The organism is Streptomyces sp. NPDC088785 (genome assembly GCF_044750685.1).
Classification (GTDB): domain Bacteria; phylum Actinomycetota; class Actinomycetes; order Streptomycetales; family Streptomycetaceae; genus Streptomyces.
Genome location: NZ_JBIVKH010000006.1, coordinates 260637 through 279251, shown reverse-complemented (window position 1 = coordinate 279251; position 18615 = coordinate 260637). Strand labels below are relative to the sequence as shown.

Genomic DNA, 18615 nt, shown 5'->3' with positions numbered 1-18615 from the left:
GTGAACACTCCGCATGCCGACAGCTCATCGGCCGGGGACGCCCGCGGCCGGTTCCGGGGCGACCGGGACCACGCGCCGCCCGCCCCGGACTGCCTGCGGTGGGGGCCCTGGGACGGGGTCGGCCCCGGCGCCGAGGTCCTCGGCCCGCTCGCCGGGCGGCGGGTGCTGGACATCGGTTCCGGAGCGGGTCGCCACGCCGTGCACCTCGCCACGGCGCACGGCGCGCTGGTCGACGCCGTCGGCCCGCCACCCGGCCAACACCCGGACGCGGTCGGTGACTTCGGCGAGGTGCCCGGCGTCCGCCTCCTGCCCGGTGACGTGATCGAGCACCTGGCGCGGGCGGAGCCGTACGACGTGGCGTACGGCGTCGGGGCGCTCGCGGGCCTCGACCCGCGCGTCGTGCTGCCCGCGCTGCGCGACGGGCTGCGCCCGGATGCTCCGCTCGTCTTCTCCGTGCCGGACACCGACCGTCACGGCCGGGGCCCGTCCGCCGTCGTGGCGCCGCGCGAGGAGGTGGCCGAGCCCGGGGGTCCGCCCCGACCGCCGCTACGCCCGACCCCACTGCCGCCAAGGCCGACCCCACCGCCGGTACGGACGTGGGCCCTGACCGGCGAGGTGTGGGCGGACCTGCTGGGCGAGCACGGCTTCCTCGTGGAGTCGACCGCGCTGCTCCGGGCACCGGCGGACGGCGACCCGGCCACCGTGCGGTTCGTCCGGGCCCGGCGGCGTCCCGATCCCACGGCCCGGATCTCCTGCCGGCCCCGCACCCGGGGGGCTCCCGTCCCGCACGCGGCGATCGGTGTCGGCACGATCCTCCTCGGGGAGCACGGGCTGCTGCTGGGCCGCCATCGGCGCGGCACGCTGGAACTGCCCGGCGGGACGGTGGAGCCGGGCGAGTCCCTGGCGGAGACCGCCGTGCGCGAACTCGCCGAGGAGACCGGGCTGCGTGCCCGGCCCGAGGACGTCACCCTGCTGGGCACGCTGATCGACCGGGTCGGTGACGTCGTCCGGGTCACGGTGGGCGCCGTCGTCTCGGACTGGCGGGGGGAGCCCGCCACACAGCCGGACGAGAAGGTGGGCGACTGGGGGTGGTGGCCCCTGGACCGGCTCCCGGACGGCCTGTTCGACTGTAGCGGGCAGATTCTCCGCGCGTGGCGTCCCGATCTGCCGATCGACGCGCCGCCGGCGCACTACACGCCGTTCGCGCAGGGCGAGCCGCCGAGCGGCGCACCCGGCCCCAACGCCACCTGACGGGCGGGGCGTTGCCGACCGCGACGCCCCGCGACGCCGTCGCCCCCCGCTCTCTTCACTCTCTTCGCAGAGGAGTTGCCGCCATGCACACGCCCCCGGCCGCCCCCATGCCCCCGGCGCGCCCCGCGGTTCCCGGCGACGCGGGCGGGATCACCCGGCTGCGCTCGGCACTGATACTGTCCCGGCCGCTCGACGCGCACTGGCTGACCCACTGCACGGACGACCTCGCCGGGCGGCTGCTCCCGGGCGGCGACGCCCGGGCGTTCGTGGTCGACGCGCCCGGCGGGGGGCTGGCCTCCTGCGCCCTGGCGCTGCTCAACCGGGTGCTGCCCGCGCCCCGGTACCCGCGGGGCACGGCGGCACGCATCCAGGTCGTCGCGACGGACCCGGCGTTCCGCCGCCGCGGATGCGCCACCGATGCCCTGGGCTCGCTCCTCGCCCGGCTGGAGCGGGACGGCGTCACCCTGTACGAGCTGTACGCCCACGACGGGTCGGCGCCGTTCTACGCGCGCCTCGGCTTCACCGCCGATCCCGCGCTCATGCGCAGGACGTGGTTCCCCGCGGACGCGGGCGCGGCGGTGTCCGGCGGGGGCTCCTGAGCGCCGTGCCGGCACGCCGCCCGGGACGCACCGTGCCGCCGGCGGCTCGCGTCGAGGGCGGTCCGGGGCGTCAGCGGTCCGGGGCATCGGCGGTCCGGGGCGTCAGCGGTCCGCGTCGAGCCCGGTGACCGCTGCCTCCGCCGCGTCGGCCAGGAGCTTGTCGTCGGCCTTGATGTCCTTCGCGCCGTCGCGGTAGGTCATGATCGCCATGACCAGCGGCTCGCGGCCGGGCGGCCAGACGACCGCGATGTCGTCGCGCGCGCCGTAGTAGGAGCCGGTGCCGGTCTTGTCCCCGACGGTCCAGCCCTCGGGCACGCCCGCCCGGATGGTCGTGTCGCCGGTCGTGTTGTTCCGCAGCCAGGTGGTCAACTGGCTGCGCTCGACCGTGGGAAGGGTGTCGCCCAGCGTCAACTCCCGCAGATTCGACGCCATCTGACGGGGCGTGGAGGTGTCGTGCCGCTCCCCCGGGCTCCAGCGGCTCAGCAGCGGCTCGATGCGGTCGGTGCGCGTGGTCCCGTCGTCGAGTTCCTTCCGCAGGAACGCGCCCAGCCGGCCGGGGCCCCCGATGTCCTTGAAGAGGACGTTGGCCGCGGTGTTGTCGCTGTAGCGGATCGCGGCGTCGCACAGCGCGCGCAGGCTCATCCCGGTGTCGACGTGCTTCTCGCTGACGGGCGAGTTCTCGACGACGTCCGCGCGGTCGTAGTGCAGGACGCGGTCCATGCCGTCGGCGCCGTTCTTCTCGAGCACGGCCGCGGCGAGGAAGGACTTGATGGTCGAGTTGAAGGGGAAGCGGGTCCTGTCGTTCCAGGTGATCTGGCGGCCGCTGCCGGTGTCGAGCGCGTAGAGACCCAGGTGCGCCTTGTACGTACGTTCCAGGCGGGAGAAGGCGGCGCGGGCGGAGGCGTCGCCGCCGGCCCGTTGCGGGGCGGTCCCGGAGCGGTCGGCGGCCGCCGTGGTGGCCGCGCCGCCGGTTCCGGCGCGCCCGTCGCCTCCGCAGCCCGCCGTGGTCAGCACGGCCAGGGCGGCGCAGGCGGCCAGCGCGGCGCGGCCGGGGGCGGCGGTTCGGCGACGGCTCGGTCGGGGGTGCTGCATGGGCGAGTCCCTTCGACGGGCCCCGGCCGCGGGACGCGGGTGCGGGGCCGGGGCACGGGTACGGGCGGCCGGTGGGCCCGCACGGGCTCCGGCCGGGCGCCGGTGACGCCCTGCCCGCCACCCTGGCCGGTCGGGCGGCACGGCGGCCAATGCGTCCGCCCCGGATTCCATGCCGAATCCGCATAGAGTGGCCGGGTGGATCTGCTCGGAGCATGTCGTGCGTTCGTCAGCGTCAGTGACCACAGCGGGTTCACCGAGGGCGCCGCGGCCGCCGGTGTCTCCCAGCCGGTCGCCAGTCGCCGGGTCGCCGCGCTGGAGGAGCTGCTGGGGGCGCGGCTGTTCGAGCGGACGGTGCGCCGGGCGGTCCTCACGCCGTTCGGCGCGGAGCTGCTGCCGCACGCGCGCCGGCTCGTCGAGGACGCGGACGGGCTGCTGCACGAGGCGGCGGCCGCCCGGCGCAGGCCCTGGCGGCTGGCCGTGCCGGACATCTGCACGACCAGCGGTCTCGCCCGGCTGATCGCCGACGCCCGCGGGCTCGGGATCGCCCTCGAACCGCGGACCGGGACACCGGCGCGGCGCGCGGAACTGCTCCTCGCGGGGCGGGTCCAGGCGGCGCTGCTCGCGGTGCCCGCGGCCGAGGCGGTGTGGCCGGTCCCGCTCGGGCTGGCCGCCGCCGAGGATCCGGGGCCGGGGTACCTGCACGTCGAGACGCTGCGCCTGGGGCGCACCGGGCGCGGTCCGGCCCGCCGGATCTGGCTCCAGCCGGAGGACGACGTCCCGCACGTGCGGGACCCGCTGGCCCGGCTGCGCGACGCGGTCGGGCTGCGGCCCGCGCAGCTGGCGCCCGCCCGGGACCTGACCACGGCGGCGGCCGAGGTGCACGCCGCGCCCGACCTCCTGCTGTGTTCGCCCGCCCAGGCCCGCGCGCTCGGCCTGCACTGGCGTCCCATGGGCGAGTTCACCCCCGTACGCGGGTACGTGCTGCGCACCGCGGCGCGGGACGCTCCCCCGGCGGCGCTCACCCGGCTCGGCGTCCGGCTCGGCCGGTGCCTCGGCGCCGACCCCGAGGACGACCCCGGCGGGGACACGTCCGCCCGCCCGTCCCGGACATCCACCGAAGGAGTCGGCGCATGACCACCGAAGCCCTCCTGCGCACCCTGCGCGAGGAGCTGACCGACGGCGGGCTGCGCGCCAGCCTCCTCGTGCGCGATCTCGACTCGGGCGAGGAGGCGGGCATCGACCCGGACGTGCCGCTGCCGTCCGCGTCGCTGGTGAAGCTGCCGCTGGCGCTGGCCACGGCGGAGCGGATCCGGCGCGGCGAGCTGGACGGCGCACGGGCCGTCGAGGTCGCGCCCGGCCGGGTCACGACGGCGGGGCCGACCGGCCTGAGCCGCTTCCGGCACCCGGCCCGCGTGGCCCTCGACGACCTGCTCTATCTGAGTACGTGCCTGAGCGACGGCCGCGCGGCGGACGCCCTGTTCGACCTGACGCCGCCGGACGCGGTGACGGCGCGGCTGCGCGACTGGGGGCTGACCGGCATCACGGTGCGGCACCGCACCGAGGAGCTGACCGCGACACCGGAGGAGCACCTGGGGCCGGGCCAGGCGCACCTGGCGCACGCCCTGGCGATCGGGGCGGGCACGGCGGGGCGCGGGCACCGGGTGCCGCAGCTCGACACCAGCCGGGCCAACACCGGCACCGCGCGCGCGTGGGCCGATCTGCTGGCGGCGCTGTGGCTGCCGTCGGCCGTGCCGGAGGCCACGGCGGCCCGGGTGCGGGAGCTGATGCGGCACAATCTGCTCCGCCACCGGCTCGCCCCGGACTTCAGTTCGGACGCGACCGTCTGGTCCTCCAAGACGGGCACGCTGCTCAACCTCCGGCACGAGGCGGGGGTCGTCGAGCACGGGGACGGGCAGCGCTTCGCCGTCGTGGTGCTCACCGAGTCCCTGATCCCCGCGGGCGCGCAGCCGGGCGCCGAGGCGCTGATGGGCCAGGCCGCGCGGGCCCTGCGCGACCATCTGCGGCGGCGTCCCCGCGGCGCCGTGAACGGCCTTGCGGGGCGGTCCGCCGCGGCCCCCAAGGAAGGCCGATGCACCCCATAACCGATCCTTATGGGGTCATAGACAGGACCCGCCTATCAACTAAGGCTTGCCTTACTTTAAGATGCTCTTCGAGCACCACCCGCCCCACTCGAAGGGAACCTCACCATGCCTCGCCCTCTGCGGGTCGCCATCGTCGGCGCCGGCCCGGCCGGTATCTACGCCGCTGACGCGCTGCTGAAGTCCGCGACGGCCGTCGAACCCGGGGTGTCCATCGACCTCTTCGAGCGCATGCCCGCCCCCTTCGGCCTGATCCGCTACGGCGTGGCGCCCGACCATCCCCGGATCAAGGGCATCGTCACGGCCCTGCACCAGGTGCTCGACAAGCCGCAGATCCGCCTCTTCGGCAATGTCGACTACCCGCGCGACATCGACCTGGACACCCTGCGGTCGTTCTACGACGCGGTGATCTTCTCCACCGGTGCGACCGCCGACCGCGAGCTGCGCATCCCCGGGGTCGAGCTGGACGGTTCCTACGGCGCGGCCGACTTCGTCTCCTGGTACGACGGGCACCCCGACGTGCCGCGGACGTGGCCGCTGGAGGCCGAGAAGGTCGCGGTGCTCGGCGTCGGCAACGTCGCCCTCGACGTCGCCCGCGTGCTCGCCAAGACCGCCGACGAGCTGCTGCCGACGGAGATCCCGGCGAACGTGTACGAGGGGCTCCGGGCCAGCCGGGCCAAGGAGATCCACGTGTTCGGGCGGCGCGGACCCGCGCAGGCGAAGTTCAGCCCGATGGAGCTGCGCGAGCTGGACCACTCGCCCACCATCGAGGTCATCGTCAACCCCGAGGACATCGACTACGACGAGGGTTCGATCGCCACCCGGCGCGGCAACAAGCAGGCCGACATGGTCGCCAAGACGCTGGAGAACTGGGCGATCCGCGACATCGGCGAGCGCCCGCACAAGCTGTTCCTGCACTTCTTCGAGTCGCCGACCGAGATCCTCGGCGAGGACGGCCGGGTCGTCGGCCTGCGCACCGAGCGCACCGAGCTCGACGGCACGGGCAACGTCAAGGGCACCGGCACGCACACCGACTGGGACGTCACCGCCGTCTACCGCGCGGTCGGCTACCTCTCCGACGAACTGCCCAAGCTGCCCTGGGACGTGGCCTCCGGCACGGTTCCCGACCAGGCCGGCCGAGTCATCGAGGACAGCGGCGACCACCTGGCGTCCACCTATGTCACGGGCTGGATCCGACGCGGTCCGATCGGCCTGATCGGGCACACCAAGGGCGACGCCAACGAGACCGTGGGCAGCCTCCTGGCGGACTTCGCGGAGGGCCGGCTGCCCGCCCCCGCGTCCCCGGCCCCGGAGGCCGTCGACGCGTACCTGGGCGAGCGGGGTGTCCGCTACACCACCTGGGAGGGCTGGTACCGGCTCGACGCCGCCGAGCGCGCGCTCGGCGAGCCGCAGGGCCGTGAGCGCGTGAAGCTCGTCGAGCGCGACGAGATGCTGGACGCCAGCGGCGCCTGACCGTCGCGAGCGCGCAGGGGCCGTGTCGACCACGACGCGGCCCCTGCGCGCGTCCGCCCCGATCCGCGCGCCCGTGCGGTGGTTCCGGCGCGCGGTGGCCGGCGCGCCCCGGCCACCGGACGGGGCATATACATAAGGACTGTGCCTGACCGGCGTCAGCGCCTAAAGTGCTGTTCAGACTTTCGCCCGGCCGCTTCGCGCATATGCCGTGCGGAGGTCGAGGCCCCCAGCCCCCGGGCCGCGCCCAGAACGGCCGGTGCCGCGTCCTACGCCGACACGCTGCCCCGGCCTTCCGCCCTCGTGGACCCGGCCGGGACGCCTTCCCGCATCTCCCGGCCCCCCGCGGGGGCGAGGTGCGCGACGTGCCCGGGAGGGGAGCCCGGTACCGCGCACGGGCGGCCGCCGCCGGCGCGGGCCTCCGGCCCCCGGTGGCGGCCGCTTTCGAACGATCCGAACGCACGTCCCAACAGCCCTGCCCACCAGGGCCCTCGATCGGTCCGTTCACGCCATCCGAACCGCACTTTCCACGCATCCTCACCTTCGCAATCTCCCGTTAACCCCACGATCGCCATTGCACAGCTACTCTGCGTCTTGACCATCAGTTGACCAACTGTTGGCATTTCCTTGATCCATAGAGAGCGGGGAGGGGGGCGCGTGTTCCGAGGTGAGAGGTCGCGCGCGGGACATATCCCCGCGCGCCGTCGCGCCATCGCGGTCGCGGAGCGTCGGCACACCCCCCTTCGCTACCGCACACGCGTCCGAGCGGATCGGCGCCGGCCACGCCCCGCGCCCCCGCCCTGACGCGACAGCGCCGTCGCACCTGTCCTGCAAGCCCGACGCGCTCCCCACGGCGCGCCAGGAGGAATCAACGCATGCAGCCCCTCATCGACCATGCCCGCACGTTCGGAAGGCGCCCTGAGGAGTTCGCCCGGCTCGCCGACGGCCAGTCGCCACAGGTCCTGTTCATCACCTGCTCCGACTCCCGCGTCGTCCCGGCCCTGATCACGGGCGCCCGCCCCGGCGAGCTCTTCGAGCTACGCACCGCGGGCAACATCGTGCCCGCCCACGCCGTCGGCCGCCCCAGCGGCGAGAGCGCCACCATCGAGTACGCCGTGCGGGTCCTCGGCGTCCGCGACATCGTCGTCTGCGGCCATTCGCACTGCGGGGCCGTCGGCGCCCTGGTGCGCGGCGACGACCTCGACGCCGTACCCGCCGTGCGCGACTGGCTCGCGCACGCCGCCGCGTCGCCGTCCACCGCCGACCCGGCGGACCCGACCGTCTCCGAGGCCGTGCAGCGGCACGTGCTCACCCAGCTGCTCCGACTGCGCTCCTACCCGTGCGTCGAACAGCGCCTGGCGCAGGGTGCGTTGCGGCTGCACGGCTGGTACTACGAGGTGCACACGGGAAGGGTGCGCGAACACCGCTCCACCACCGACTCGTTCGAGGCTCTGTGAGTGACGTGATGACCAAATACCCTCACTTCAAGCAGGACTTCACCGCCTCACTCGTCGTCTTCCTGGTCGCGCTCCCCCTGTGCGTCGGGGTCGCGGTCGCCTCCGGCGTGCCCGCCGAACTCGGCCTGGTGACCGGCATCGTCGGGGGCATCGTCACCGGGTTGATGCGCGGCAGCAGCCTCCAGGTGTCCGGTCCGGCCGCCGGGCTGACCGTGCTCGTCTACGAGGCGGTGCGGGAGTTCGGTCTTCCCGGGCTCGGCGTCGTGGTGCTCGCCACCGGACTGCTCCAGATCGGCATGGGCGCGCTGAGGATCGGGCGCTATTTCCGGGCCATCTCGGTCTCGGTGGTGGAGGGGATGCTGGCGGGCATCGGGCTCGTGCTCATCGCCGGGCAGCTCTACGCGATCGTCGCGGCCGACGCGCCCGGGTCGGGGATCGGCAAGGTGACCGGGCTGCCCGGCGCGTTCGCCGACATCTTCGACAGCGGCCGCTCGATCGCCTCGCTCGCGCTGGGCGCGGGCACGATCGCCGTACTGGTGCTGTGGAAGCACCTGCCGCGCCGGGTGCGGCTGATACCCGGGCCGCTCGCGGCGGTGGGCCTCGCCGTCCTCGCCGTCCTGGTCCTGGATCTGCCGGTGGCCACCGTCGAGGTCAGCGGGCTGGTGGATGCGGTGCGCCCGCCGTCGCTCGACACCTTCACCGAGCTGGCCGGGCCCGCCCTGGCCGGGACGATCGTCGCGTTCACCCTGATCGCCTCCGCCGAGTCGCTGGTCAGCGCGGCGGCCGTGGACCGCATGCACGACGGCCCCCGCACCTCGTACGACAAGGAGTTGCTGGCGCAGGGTGCGGGCAACACGGTGTGCGGCCTCCTCGGCGCCCTGCCGATGACGGCGGTGATCGTGCGCAGCGCCGCGAACGTGCAGGCCGGAGCCCGGACCAAGGCGTCCCGGGTGCTGCACGGGGTGTGGCTCCTGCTGTTCGCGGCGCTGCTGCCGGCCGCGCTGGCCCACATCCCGGTCCCGGCGCTCGCGGGTGTCCTCGTGCACGCGGGGGCGAAGCTGATTCCCGTACGGACCGTGGCGGGTCTGTGGCGCGAGCAGCGCGGGGAGGTGCTCGTCCTGGCGGTCACGGCCGTGTCGATCGTGTCGGTCAGCATGTTCGAGGGCGTGCTGGTGGGGGTGGCGCTGTCCGTGGTGAAAACGGCGTGGGACGCCTCGCAGGTGAAGCTGGAGGTGGTGGACAAGGGCGCGGGTCCGGTGCAGGCGCACCTGTCGGGCAACGCGACGTTCCTGCGGCTGCCGAAGATCCTCGACAGTCTGGAGGCGCTCCCCCACGACCGGCCCGTCGAGGTGAACCTGTCGGGGCTCCAGCACCTCGACCACGCGTGCCGGACGGCACTGGAGAGCTGGGCCCAGCGGCACAGCTCGCCCGACACGGAACCGGTGAAGGTCACGCCTCCGTGAGGTGACGCGATCCCTCCGGGTCCGGGGCCCGGCCGCCGTGCGCCCGCACGGCGGCCGGGCCTTCCGGTGTGCGGGACGTCAGGCGTTGACGTCGAACGGCACGCCGTCGGGCAGGGCGGCGGCGAGGTGGCTGGGGAAGCTCGCGTCCTTCAGGCCGAAGGTGGCGCTCCCGAAGTCGTGGGCGCTCAGGGCGTCGCGCAGGCCGGGCGGGTAGCCGTTCCAGCCGACGAGGGTCGGGAACTGCCAGGTGCCGCGGTGGTTCTCCGGCGGCTCGTCGCCGGCGCCCGCGGGACGGAAGCAGTGGGTGCGGATGCCGTCCTTGTGATAGACGATCTTGGGGTGGGTGCCGTCCCAGCGGATCTGGTCGCGGGGGTGGACGACGAAGTCGCCGTGGGCGGAGGTGGCGACGTACTGGGCGGTTCCGTCCTTCACCCAGACCACGACGTGTTCCCAGTCGTGCCGGTGCCCGCCGAGGCCGCTGCCCGGCACCGCCTGGTCCTTCTCGAAATAGAGGCCGTACATGACCGCGCACCAGCCGTTGTCGCACTTGGTGCGGGCGTAGCCGTTGGTGTTGGCGAGGTCCTCGGCGTCGCGGCACTGGCCGTTGAGGGCGCCGCTGGGCTTGAGTCCGCCGTTGAGGGTGCCGTCGGCCCCGATGGCGGGTGTCGGGTAGCAGCCGTCGGTGTCGTAGTCGTACGCGGGCTGGAAAGTGGACTCCGTGCTGTCCGCGTTGCCGGGCAGGGCGCCCGGCGGGGCGGCGAAGGCCGTGCCGGCGAGGGCGACGACCAGCGCGAGGGCGCCCGTGCCGACCAGGGACGCTCTGCGCAGGGTCCGGGTGGGCTCCACCATGCTCTCCTGTCACTGCGGGGGGATGACGCATGCAGGGTGTGTCATGCCCCCGTCGAGTACGAAGAACTCGGCGGATCCGCCGGGAAGTTGTGCATGGTGTCCCCGCGGCGCTGCGGGGAGGGAGGGCCGGGCGGTGTCAGCTCGCGAGGCTGTGCGGCTGGGCGTTGCCGGTGAGGGCGCGGACGAAGGCGTCCTCGGCCTCCGCGCTGAAGAATCCCCGGATGCCGCGCAGGAGTTGGAGCGCGGTGCGCACCCCGGCGGGCAGCGGGCCGTACAGGGCGGCCGCGAGCGCCGGGTGCTTGTCGGGCGCGGTGCGCGCCGCTTCGAGGTGGAAGTGGGCCTGGGCCAGATCGCCGCTGCCCGCGTGGCGCACCGCGCAGGTCACGTCGTGGGAGGCGCTGCGCGACACTTCGAGCAGCGACTGGATGCCGCTCAGGTTGCGGTCGTCGAGCGGGGCCGGGAGCGAGGCCCATTCGCGGACCGCCGTGCTGAGATGGCCGTCGGCCCGGTCGAGGATCTTCGCTATGGCGGACAGCCGCCCCGCTTCGAGATGCGTCTGAGGTGTCATGTCGAGTCCTTTCATCCCCCCTGCGGTGGAGCCGTGTCTCCAGCGGTATCACCCGGCTCGGCCGCGGCGAAGCCCCGCCCGGGGGGCGCACCGCACGCGCAGAGAGAGAGCCTCCGGCGCATGGCGGGAGAATTGAGGCACGAGACGGGCGCACGCGCGCCGGTCCGGCAATTGCCCCGCCTGCCGACGGCCTCGGCCGGATGCTGCCTCCCCGGTGTCGCCCCGGGGGTGGGGTGTTCGGCGTAGGGCCTGGCGTAGGGGGCGTTGACGGCCGTCCCGCACGGCAGGACGGTGCCCGCACGCCGTGCGAGCGCGCGGCGTCGCGAGAGGGAGGGGCGCGCCATGGCGATCGCGAAACTCGACACCGGCCTGTGGGCCACCGGGATCGGACTCGGCCCGGGTCAGGAGCACTCCTGGACGCAGGTGGACCAGAACTACGGCCAGGTCCGCTGGTTCCTCGCGTACCCCCTGGCCCTTCCCGGCACGGAGCGGCTGCTGGAGATCGCGCGTGTCGGCGAGTGGGTCAGCACGACGGGCGTACGCACCATCAACGTCGTCGTCCGCAACGTCGGTTCGTCGACGGCGAACTACGGCATCTTCGTCGCCCAGTCCGTCTGAGACTCCGGCCCGTCACCACCAGCCCGACCAGCCCGACCAGCCCGACCAGTCCGAGGAGGACCGGCATGCGCGCCTTCGTGCTGTACGACAAGGACGGCACCATCACCTCGATCGGCCTGCCGGCCGCCGCCGAGACCGGCCGGCAGACCTTGCAGAGCCAGTCCGGACACGAGGTCGCCGAGGTCGACCTGCCGGACGACGATTCCGCCCGCTCCGCCACGGCGGGCCGGGACAACGGTGCGGACCTGACCGAGCGGCTCGCCCGGCTCATGACGCAGTACCGGATCGACGCGTCGGGCCAGGGGCCGTCCCTGGTCCGCAGGGAGACCCCCCGGGGGTCGGTCTGAGGATGCACGGCCCCGGGACCGCCCGGGGCACCGGCGCACCGGCGGCGCACCGGCGCGGTCACGGCACCAGGTCCTGTCCGGCCGTTCGCGTCGGATCGCGGCCGGATCGGGCCGGGCACCGTGGGGAGGGGCGGGCGGGCTCCGGGGCGGACCCTACGGCCGGGCCGTCCCCTCCGGCACCGGCGTGGCCTGGTGGTGGTAGAGCCGGAGTTCCCCGGCGGCGTCGCGGCGCCAGATCGACGAGCGACGGGCCCGCCGGTCCTCGATGCGGGTCTCGTAGGTGAGGTGCACGATCCCGGGGGCGAGGACCGCGCCCTCGAAGAGCGCCGCGGTGATGGGAGTGCTGTGCTCGCCGCTGCCGTGCAGCGTGGGCAGGGCGGCCACCATCTCCGCGTACGTCCATCGTCGCCCGGACGCGCCGACCTCGACGAAATCGGGGTCGAGCAGGGCTTCGACGCGGGGGCCGGAGCGGCGGACGGAGGGGTCGTGGAGGCGTCGCTCCCGGACGATCGCCTCGGTGACGTCCGGATGCTGCGGGACGGCCTCGGGTGCGTGCCGGTCGTTCTGGATCATGACGTCATGATGCACGTGTCGGACAGCCCCTACGGCGTGTGCCGGACGTGCTCTAGGTTGGCTGACGTGCGTGCGCGGAAGCGGGGTTACCGATATGTCGGCCCGGTTGGGTTGAAGGCGGCGGTCCGGCCCGGCGGCGGTGGCTGCCGGATCGGGTCGGCGGCCGAATTCGGCGACTGGATCGCCGGGCGGTCCGCGGTGGAACTGGCCGAGCCGTTCACCTTCGTGGTCGGCGTGGACGGTGCGCTCCGGCTGGCGCCCCGGCGGAGCGAGCACGTGGCCTGCGCCGGTGGAGCCAGGGTCCTGGGCGCCGGTGAGATCGGTTTCGTGCGCGAGGCCGGCCGGTGGGCCGTGAGCGAGGTCAGCAACCAGTCCACCGGGTACTGCCCCGACCTCGCCTCCTGGCCGGACGTCGCTCGCGCCCTGGACCGCGCGGGCCTCGACCGGCCCTCCGGGTTCACCCACGCGGTGGTGTTCCGCCGGTGTCCCGGCTGCCAGGAGCACAACATCGTGCGTGAGGACGACTTCGTCTGCGTCTTCTGCGGCGGCGATCTGCCGGAGCGGTGGAACGTGGATCCCGCCGCGTGACGGCCGAGGGTCCCGGCCCGGTACGCGCCCGGAGCGCGGCCTAGAACGCCTCCTCCAGGAGCCGGGTGAGGGAATCGGCGCCGACCGGGCGGGGATGGGGAGGGAGCGCGGCGGCCACGCGTTCGGCGATCGTGCGCAGCCCTTCGCGCGGGGCGCCGAGGGCGGCGAGGGTGGTCGGACCGTCGTGGGAGCGGGCGAGGCCGGCGACGGCCGCCACCGGGTCGGCGCCGCCGGTGGCGCGGACGAGCCGGGTGGCGGCGCGCGGCGCCGACGGCAGGTTGAAGGCCATCACGTGCGGCAGGAGAAGGGCGTGCAGGGGTGCGTGGGGCAGGTCGTAGGTGCCGCCGAGGGCGTGGGCGAGCCGGTGGTGCAGGCCCATGCTGGTTCCGGCGAGGCAGAGTCCGGCGAGCCACGCGCTGGTCTGGAGGCGGGCGCGGTGACCCGGGTGCGTGGGCTCGCCGAGCACCAGGGGCAGGGTGGCGAGGAGGCCGTCGGCCGCTTCGGAGGCCAGGGCGTCGCTGAGGGGGTTGGCGTCCGGCGCCCACAGCGCCTCCACGGCGTGGGCGAGGGCGTTGAGGGCGCTGGTGAGGGTGAGTCCCGGCGGCAGGGTGAGGGTCGGTTCGGGGTCGTAGACGATGGTGCCCGGCGCGATCCCGGGTGCGCGGCGGGTGGTCTTCACCCCGTTCTCCGTCTCGCCGAGAACGGGCGTCGCCTCCGAACCGGCGTAGGTGGTGGGCACGGCGATCTGCGGGATGCCGGTGCGCACGGAGAGGGCCTTGGCGAGTCCGATGGCCGAACCGCCGCCGAGTGCCACCACGCTGTCGGCGCCGGCCCGTTCGGCGAGGCGCAGTGCCTCGGCCGTGACCTCGACCGGGGTGTGCACGGCGGGACGGTCGAAGCGCGCGGCGAGGACCGGGCCGAGGGCGTCGGCGAGTTCGTCGGCGATGCGCGCGGCCGACGGGGTGGAGACGAGCAGGACCCGCCGGGCCCCGAGGCGTGCGCACTCGCCGGGGACGGTGTGGCGGGAGCCGGTACCGATGAGCACGCGCGCGGAGAGCGTCTCGTGGACGGTCACCGGCGAGGGGCTCGGGGGGTGGTCGGGGTGGTGAGCCAAGGCTGCGTCCTCCATCCTCCGTGCTTCGTGTTCTGTGCTTCTTGCTTCGTGTCGCGCGCTGCGGGCTGCGGGCTGCGGGCTGGTGGCCGGTAGCCGGTGGTACGGATGCTCAGCGGTCGGCCGTCCGCTGCACGGTGATCGGAAAGTCGACGTGCCGGAACGGGTTCGGCAGGCCGTGGGCGGCTGCCCGGGCGGGGTCGTCGATCTCGGCGAAGTCGCGGATCAGGCTCTCCTTCACCCCGAAGACCGCGTCGGAGTCCAAGTAGGGCGAACCCGCGACGAACAGATGGGTCGTCAGGGTCCGGGTCCGTGGCGAGGTGACCTCTACGTGGATGTGGGCGGCCCGGAAGCAGTGGCGCCCGGTGGCCCGCAGCAGGGCGCCGACGGGACCGTCGGTGGGGATCGGATAGTGGCGCGGCACGATGGTGCGGAACCAGAACCGGCCGTCGTCGTCGGCGGTGAAGAGTCCGCGCAGATTGCGCTCCGGGATCTTGCCGGGCCGCTGCACGTCGTAGAAGCCGTCCGCGTCGGCCTGCCACACGTCGACGTGCGCGCCCGCGACCGGGGCGCCGTCGCCGTCGGTGACCCGGCCGGTCACCAGGCACGCCTCCCCGCCGCCGGCCGCTTCGTCGATGGTGTCGCCGAGGGCGCGCGGCGGTGAATCGACCATGTGGAAGGGCCCCTCCACGGTCGATTCGGTGAATGGACCCTGGCCGGGCCCGGCCAGGGTCTCGACCAGCATCGAGAGTCCGAGCACGTCGGACAGCATGACGAATTCCTGCCGGGTGTCGTCGCAGGCCCGGCCCGTCTCGGTGAGGAAGCGGACGCCCGCGGCCCATTCGTCGACGGTGAGGTCCACGTCCTTGGCGAACGCGTGCAGGTGGTGGACGAGCGAGCCGAGGATCGCGCGCAGGCGTGGGTCGGTGGTGCGGGCGAAACTGTCGGCGACGATGTCGGCGGACCGCTCCGCCGTGAACAGCGACGCGGACTGGGGCGCGGACTGCGGCACGGGCTGCGGCGTGACGGCGGTCCCGGCGGGGGGACCCGCGGGGGTTCCGGTGTCGGTGGGGTGCGTGGTCATGGTGCTCCTGCCCGGCTCGGACGGGTGGGTGTCCCGCCCATCACACCACCGCGGGGGCCCGCTCCCGCGCGTGTCGTCCCAGCCGTTTCGCTGGCCCCTGCGCGCCGGTGGCGGTCAGGGCTTGAGCCAGACGCGGAGTCGGCCGACGCCCGTGAAGCCGTGGCGGAGGGCGGCCGTCAGGTCGTCTCCGTGTTCGTAGCCGACGACAGGCAGGTCCGGGTGGAAATGGCGGGCCGCGTTCAGGGCGGACGTCCACACGGTGTCGGAACTCCCGGCGCGGGAGAAGAGGTTGGAGACACCGACCGCGTCGGCGCCGCGGTTCAGCACGGCGCCGCCGTTGATGCGCCCCCGCGTGTCGCGGCGGGCGATCACGTGCACGTCCGGCGTGTCGAGGAGCGCGGGCCGGAAGAGGTCCGCGTCGCCGTCCCCGTCGTCCCGGGCGAGGGCCCAGGCGCGCAGGGATTCCGGGTCCCGCACCGCGTCCGGGACCGGGACCAAGACCGGTGCGGAGTCGGGCGCGGCGGCCGGGCGGTGGATCCACTGCGCCTCGAACAGCACCGTGAACCCGGCACCGGTCAGGTCGAGGTCGCCGAAGCTGTCCTTGACGGTGGCGCCCGGCGCGGCCGTGTCGATCCGCGCCACCAGCGCGGCCGGATCCGCACCGGGCGCCAGCGTCACCGCGTCCGGGTAGTACGGGGGTGTGCGGGCCCCCGCCGCCCACGCGTCGCCGGTGAAGGTTCCGGCGACGCCGTGGGCGCGGCTCATCGCGTCGCACCACAGGGCGTTGTTGCGGGCGGCCGCCCGGACCGTCGGGTGCTGCGAGAACGTCGGCATGGAAGGTGATCTTGACGGGTCCGGGATGCCGGCGCCAGCGGATTTACCGGCACCGGCACCCCGGCCCTGCCGCCCTTCAGGCCCTGCGCCGGATCTGGCCCTGCGCCGGACCGGGCCGGTGCGGGCCGGATCAGGCCGGAACAGGCATGACGCGGACTCAGGCCGTGTGCAGGGTCAGGCCGTAGCGGCTCAGGATCTCGTTGATCGGCTGATACCACGTCTCGCCGCCGCTGGAGCAGTTGCCCCATCCGCCGGAGGTGACACCCTGGGCCTGGTCGCCGCTGATGAACGAGCCGCCCGAGTCGCCGGGTTCGGCGCACACGTTCGTCTTCGTCATCTGATGGACGGCGCCCTGGCTGTAGTTGACGGTCTCGTTCTTGGCGAGAACGGTTCCGCAGTGCCAGTGCGAGGTAGAGCCGGAGCGGCAGATGGAGGCGCCGATCGGGGCCTCGGCCGAACCGCGCACGAGCTGGTCGGAGACGGTGCCCCAGCCGAGCACCACGGGGACCGTCCACCAGCCGCTGCCGACGTTGACCCAGGCGTAGTCGTTGTCGGGGAACGACGAACCCTGGATGTTGCCGACGTACGAGCCGTCCCAGCCGCTGACGCCCTGTCCGGCGCCGCCGCAGTGGCCTGCGGTGACGAAGCCGCCCTGCACCGAGAAGCCTATGGAGCAGCGGACGTTGCCGGTGTAGAAGGGGTCGCCGCCGACGGTGCCCGCGGCGAGGGTGCCGGGCGCGTGGTCGGTGGTCCCGACCGTCAGGTCCACCTTCAGCGCGCCGCCCGCCCGGCGGGCCTTGGCCAGGAAGTCGTTGACATCGTTGTCGTCCTGCCGGTTCGCGACGACGTCCACGGCGACGCTGTTGGTCCGCCAGTCGACCCGCCAACTGGCCACTCCGGCCGGTGCCTTGAGGTCGTCGATGCGGGCCTTGGCGGCGTCCAGCTGGCGTGCGGTGCGGTCGACGAGACGCACGGCGGCGCCGGTGGCGCGGACGGCGTCGGCCTTGGCGCCGTCGGTGAGGGCGACGGTCAGCCGTCCGTCGCGGGCGGTGAACCAGGAGCCCGCGTAGGCGGATCCGGCGGCCCGGCGCGCCTGCCGCTCGGTGGCTCCGGCCGCCTTCTCGGTGGCCAGCCGCGCCTCGGCCTGGTCCCGGGTGAGGCCGAAATCGTGCTGCATGGCGGCGAGTACGCCGTCGGAGGCGGGGGGCTGCGCGGTGGCGGTGGCGGCCGGGACGAAGCCTGCCGTCGCGCAGGCGCCCGTGACGATGAGGGCGGACAGGACCGTGCGCAGGGAGGTCGAACGTCGTCTCGTACGTGTCATGGTGCGACCCTTCGTCGTTCCAGTGATGTGGGGGTGGAACCGAACGGAATGGCGCGGCACGCGTTGGGAGCGCTCCCTATGCGTGTCGGTGGCGCAGCCTAGCGAGGGATCATGGACAGGTCCATGCCAATCAAGGGGCGTGATCCGGCCATGGTCGGCGGCGTTCGGAGCAGGGGCGGGGCGGCGGCCGGACCCTGGGCGCGGGCTCTCATGCCACGTCGCACGGATCGGCCGAATCGACCGCGTCAGCCCGGATCTGCCCCCGGACCGCCCCGGCGCTGGTCTGTGCCGCGCCGCGCCGAGCCGGTCCGGTGAGGTCAGGCGTGCGCGGGCAGGCCGAGGACGGCGCGCACGGTGCGGACGACGCCGTTGGCGGTGTGCGCGGGGGCGCGGTGGCGGGCGCGCTCCAGGACCTCGGGGTGGGCGCCCTCCATGGCGTACGACCAGTCGGCGGCGTCCAGCATCTCCAGGTCGTTGAGATAGTCGCCGAAGACCATGGTCTGAGCGGGGGTGATGCCCAGGTCGCGCTGGAGACCGCGGACGGCGACGCCCTTGTTCGCGGTCGTGTTCATGACGTCCACCCAGTGCTCCCCCGAGACGACCACCTTGTGGGTCCCGGTGAGCGCGGCGAGGGCGGGGGCGACGGTGTGCTCGGCCCGGCCGAAGTCGAAGACGGCGACCTTGATGACGTCGTCGTCGACCGCCGTGACGTCGTCGACGACGCGGTGGTTGCGGTAGTACTTGCGCACCTCGGCCATGAACGGCTCGTCGGAGCGCTCCACGTACGCGGACTGCTTGCCGCAGACCACGACGCCGACGTCCGCCCGCTCCCCGCTCGCGGCGCTGTCGGCGACCAGTTGACGGATCGACGTGGTGATCCAGGCGACGACCGCCCGGTCGAGGACGTTCGCGCTGAGTTCGGTGCCGCCGCGCACGACGTAGGTCCCGTTCTCCGCGATGTACACCATGCCGCCGTCGTCCACGGCGGCGAACTGCTCGGCGAGCGTGGCGTACTGGCGTCCGCTGGCGGGGCAGAAGACGATGCCGCGCCGGTTCAGCTCGGCGAGCAGCGGCCACACCTCGTCCGGTATGCGGCCGTCGGCGTCGAGGAGCGTGCCGTCCATGTCGGTGACGACGAGGCGGATGTCGGGCGGGGTGGCGGGGCGGGTGATCGGCTCCTGCCGCGCGGCCGCCGCGGCGTCCGACGGCACGGCGTCGTCCGTGGCCGCACGGGGTTCGGCCGCCGCAGCGGGTTCCGGTGTCGCGGTGGTTCCTGGTGTCACGGTGGTTC

At 74.2% G+C, this 18615-nt stretch carries 19 protein-coding genes; 10 read left to right on the top strand and 9 right to left on the bottom strand.

Translation table 11 applies throughout. From position 1 onward, the window contains the following. Entirely contained in the window at positions 1-1251 is a 1251-nt protein-coding gene (locus ACIP5K_RS20145; protein ID WP_401411258.1) for an NUDIX domain-containing protein, read from the top strand. 83 nt (positions 1252-1334) lie between these two features. Beyond that, positions 1335-1850, top strand: a complete 516-nt coding sequence (locus tag ACIP5K_RS20140) for a GNAT family N-acetyltransferase (protein WP_401411256.1) — start codon at positions 1335-1337, stop codon at positions 1848-1850. Positions 1851-1952: 102 nt separating this feature from the next. Here the strand turns inward: ACIP5K_RS20140 and bla are convergent, their stop codons facing one another. Beyond that, positions 1953-2942 (bottom strand): class A beta-lactamase, encoded by a 990-nt coding sequence (gene bla, locus ACIP5K_RS20135; protein WP_401411255.1) that lies wholly within the window; start codon positions 2940-2942, stop codon positions 1953-1955. A 195-nt stretch (positions 2943-3137) separates the two neighbouring features. Here bla and ACIP5K_RS20130 point away from each other — a divergent pair, with 195 nt between their 5' ends. From ACIP5K_RS20130 to ACIP5K_RS20110, 5 genes are all read left to right on the top strand, one after another. Next, positions 3138-4076: a LysR family transcriptional regulator gene (locus ACIP5K_RS20130; RefSeq protein ID WP_401411254.1), complete on the top strand. Its 939-nt coding sequence runs from the start codon at positions 3138-3140 to the stop codon at positions 4074-4076. After that, positions 4073-5044: a serine hydrolase gene (locus tag ACIP5K_RS20125; RefSeq protein WP_401411252.1), complete on the top strand. Its 972-nt coding sequence runs from the start codon at positions 4073-4075 to the stop codon at positions 5042-5044. The genes ACIP5K_RS20130 and ACIP5K_RS20125 overlap by 4 nt, the downstream gene beginning before the upstream one ends. A 105-nt stretch (positions 5045-5149) precedes the next feature. Further along, positions 5150-6514, top strand: a complete 1365-nt coding sequence (locus tag ACIP5K_RS20120; protein WP_401411250.1) for an FAD-dependent oxidoreductase — start codon at positions 5150-5152, stop codon at positions 6512-6514. Positions 6515-7386: 872 nt separating this feature from the next. Next, positions 7387-7968 (top strand): carbonic anhydrase, encoded by a 582-nt coding sequence (locus tag ACIP5K_RS20115; RefSeq protein ID WP_401411249.1) that lies wholly within the window; start codon positions 7387-7389, stop codon positions 7966-7968. Positions 7969-7976: 8 nt separating this feature from the next. Continuing rightward, positions 7977-9431, top strand: coding sequence for a SulP family inorganic anion transporter (locus tag ACIP5K_RS20110; RefSeq protein ID WP_401411247.1), 1455 nt, complete (start codon positions 7977-7979; stop codon positions 9429-9431). A 78-nt stretch (positions 9432-9509) separates the two neighbouring features. Here ACIP5K_RS20110 and ACIP5K_RS20105 read toward each other — a convergent pair whose 3' ends face one another. Beyond that, complete coding sequence (locus ACIP5K_RS20105) at positions 9510-10280, bottom strand: NPP1 family protein (RefSeq protein WP_401411246.1); 771 nt, start codon at positions 10278-10280, stop codon at positions 9510-9512. A 136-nt stretch (positions 10281-10416) separates the two neighbouring features. Continuing rightward, positions 10417-10848, bottom strand: coding sequence for a hypothetical protein (locus ACIP5K_RS20100; protein ID WP_401411244.1), 432 nt, complete (start codon positions 10846-10848; stop codon positions 10417-10419). 342 nt (positions 10849-11190) lie between these two features. On the opposite strand from ACIP5K_RS20100, the gene ACIP5K_RS20095 reads away from it, so the two are divergent. Together ACIP5K_RS20095 and ACIP5K_RS20090 are read left to right on the top strand one after the other, a co-directional pair. Then, positions 11191-11466, top strand: a complete 276-nt coding sequence (locus ACIP5K_RS20095; protein ID WP_401411242.1) for a hypothetical protein — start codon at positions 11191-11193, stop codon at positions 11464-11466. A 65-nt stretch (positions 11467-11531) separates the two neighbouring features. Then, positions 11532-11813, top strand: a complete 282-nt coding sequence (locus ACIP5K_RS20090; RefSeq protein ID WP_401411240.1) for a hypothetical protein — start codon at positions 11532-11534, stop codon at positions 11811-11813. Between the two features lie 153 nt (positions 11814-11966). Here ACIP5K_RS20090 and ACIP5K_RS20085 read toward each other — a convergent pair whose 3' ends face one another. Next, positions 11967-12386 (bottom strand): DUF4440 domain-containing protein, encoded by a 420-nt coding sequence (locus tag ACIP5K_RS20085; RefSeq protein ID WP_401411238.1) that lies wholly within the window; start codon positions 12384-12386, stop codon positions 11967-11969. A gap of 66 nt (positions 12387-12452) precedes the next feature. Here ACIP5K_RS20085 and ACIP5K_RS20080 point away from each other — a divergent pair, with 66 nt between their 5' ends. Then, positions 12453-12974 carry a hypothetical protein gene (locus ACIP5K_RS20080; RefSeq protein WP_401411237.1) on the top strand — a complete coding sequence of 174 codons (522 nt, stop codon included), beginning with the start codon at positions 12453-12455 and terminating at the stop codon, positions 12972-12974. A 40-nt stretch (positions 12975-13014) separates the two neighbouring features. On the opposite strand, the gene ACIP5K_RS20075 is transcribed toward ACIP5K_RS20080, so the two are convergent. From ACIP5K_RS20075 to ACIP5K_RS20055, 5 genes are all read right to left on the bottom strand, one after another. After that, positions 13015-14088 carry a maleylacetate reductase gene (locus ACIP5K_RS20075; protein WP_401411235.1) on the bottom strand — a complete coding sequence of 358 codons (1074 nt, stop codon included), beginning with the start codon at positions 14086-14088 and terminating at the stop codon, positions 13015-13017. A gap of 109 nt (positions 14089-14197) precedes the next feature. Continuing rightward, on the bottom strand, positions 14198-15169 hold the full coding sequence (locus ACIP5K_RS20070; protein WP_401411234.1) for a dioxygenase: 972 nt from the start codon (positions 15167-15169) through the stop codon (positions 14198-14200). A gap of 114 nt (positions 15170-15283) precedes the next feature. After that, positions 15284-16003, bottom strand: coding sequence for a hypothetical protein (locus tag ACIP5K_RS20065; protein ID WP_401411232.1), 720 nt, complete (start codon positions 16001-16003; stop codon positions 15284-15286). 157 nt (positions 16004-16160) lie between these two features. Further along, the gene (locus ACIP5K_RS20060) at positions 16161-17324 is read right to left on the bottom strand and encodes an alpha-lytic protease prodomain-containing protein (protein ID WP_401411231.1); all 1164 of its coding nucleotides are present in this window, start codon (positions 17322-17324) and stop codon (positions 16161-16163) included. A gap of 317 nt (positions 17325-17641) precedes the next feature. Further along, on the bottom strand, positions 17642-18535 hold the full coding sequence (locus ACIP5K_RS20055; protein WP_401411372.1) for a Cof-type HAD-IIB family hydrolase: 894 nt from the start codon (positions 18533-18535) through the stop codon (positions 17642-17644). Between the last annotated feature and the right edge of the window lie 80 nt (positions 18536-18615).